Here is a 1458-nt window from a genome sequence, read left to right as displayed (position 1 = left end):
CACGGCAGCTGTAGTTCCAGCGTCTGTGCTGGTCGGGGCGGGTGCGGGCATGAGTACGGCCACCGCGATCATGAACGTTTGTGACGACGTATCAGGACGCGGTGGCCGTGGAAGCCACGATAGCCGGGCAGGCGTGGGGCGAGACGTTCGGGAGGGTGATGTGGGCGGTCGCGGGCTGTTTCGCGCGTCGTGAGGCGCGGACGACGGCGGCGGAGCTGGTCGCGGGGTTGTTGCTGGAGGTGGACACGCGGAACTGCTGGACGCTCGCGCAGGCTCTGGGGCATCCGGGCCCGCACCGGCTGCAGCACCTGCTCTCGCGCGCCCGGTTCGACCACGAGCGGGCCCGGCAGGAGATCGCCCGCCTCGTAATCGATGAACTCGCCGGACAGGACGTGGTGTTGGTGGTGGACGAGACGGGGGATGCGAAGTCGTCCACGGACTGTGTGGGCGCCGGCCGGCGGTACTCCGGCGCGATCGGCGGTGTCGGACTGTGCCAGGTGGCGGTGCATCTGGCGGCGGTCACCGCGACGACGAAGGTGCTGATCGATCGCGCCCTGTATCTCCCGGCGGACTGGGCCGCGGACGAGGAACGCCGTGAGATGACCGGGGTGCCGGAGGAGATCGGGTTCGCGACGAAGCCGCAGCAGGCGCTGTCCATGGCCGCCGACGCACTCGCTGCCGGGGTGAAGGCCCGCTGGTTTGCGGGCGACGAGGTGTACTGCGGCCGAGAACTGCGCCGGGGTATACGGGCGCTCGGGCTCGGCTACACGGTCGGCATCGCCGCTACGTACCAGGTCACCGACGGGGCAGGCCGCCGGCGGGAGGCCCGCAGAATGGTCAACAAGGTGCGGCCCGAACAGTGGATGCGCCGACAGACCGGACACGGCACCAAGGGCACCCGCGAGTACGACTGGGCCTGGCTCGACGTCCGTCCCGACGACGCTCCCGACGAGAGCGAGAACGTGAACGGGGCGGGGACGAGTGTGCTGGTCGCGCGTCGACACCGCTACACCGGCGAAGTGTCCTGCTTCCGCTGCTGGGCGCCCGGCGACATCGCGCTCGGCACGCTGGTAGAAGTGATATCCCGCAGGTGGCGGATCGAGGAGACCTTCCAACTTGCCAAGGGCTTCACCGGACTCGATCAAGGCCAGGTGACCTGCTGGAACTCCTGGATGCGCTGGTCACTGTTCTCCCTGATCGCCGCCGCCGTCCTCTCCCTCACAGCCGCCGCCGTCCACGAGGCCGCCGAGCAACAGCCCGACCTCGTCCCGCTGACCTGCCCCGAGCTCATCCGTCTCCTGCGAGCCCTCGTGCTGCCGCCGCCCGTCCGCGACCGCGAGCACATCCTGCACTGGACCGCCTGGCGCCGCCACCACCAAGCCGTTGCGACCGCCTGCCACCAGCAACGACACCGACGTCACGACCAACCGTGATCAAGAACTACAGCTGCCGTGACAG

General features: G+C 69.5%; 1 protein-coding gene. It reads left to right on the top strand.

The window, feature by feature from the left end:
- Positions 1-80 precede the first annotated feature (80 nt).
- On the top strand, positions 81-1433 hold the full coding sequence (locus tag ACGF2Y_RS36625; protein ID WP_392956426.1) for an IS701 family transposase: 1353 nt from the start codon (positions 81-83) through the stop codon (positions 1431-1433).
- The last annotated feature ends 25 nt before the right edge of the window (positions 1434-1458 follow it).

Source organism: Streptomyces sp. NPDC048142 (genome assembly GCF_043202835.1).
Classification (GTDB): domain Bacteria; phylum Actinomycetota; class Actinomycetes; order Streptomycetales; family Streptomycetaceae; genus Streptomyces.
Note: the sequence above shows the minus strand (reverse complement) of the source record. Positions and strands in the feature narration are given on the sequence as shown.